Annotated in this window: 1 protein-coding gene; it reads right to left on the reverse strand. The window is 65.7% G+C overall.

The features are described from left to right. On the reverse strand, positions 1-274 hold a 274-nt coding region (locus AC5RWU_RS24770), incomplete at both ends, for a transposase (protein WP_493986805.1).

A 274-nucleotide genomic window follows, 5' to 3' on the forward strand; every position in this document is an offset into this window, starting at 1 on the left:
CATCGTGTGGCCCATCGTGCCCGTCCCCGTCCGGTGGGGTCAAGGGAACGGGTGACGAGGTAGAGGCATTTCAGCGCCGCGGCGTCGTTAGGGAAATTGCCCCGGGCCCTCACAGCGCGCCGATAGCGGGCGTTGAGGGACTCGATGGCGTTGGTCGAGCAGATCACCCGCCGGATATCCACGTCCCAGTCCAGGAACGGGACGAACTCGGACCAGGCGTTGCGCCAGAGCCTGGTGATTGCCGGGTACTGGGTGCCCCATTTCGCGTCGAACT

The sequence above is a fragment of the Arthrobacter sp. B0427-1-12 genome, assembly GCF_059092905.1.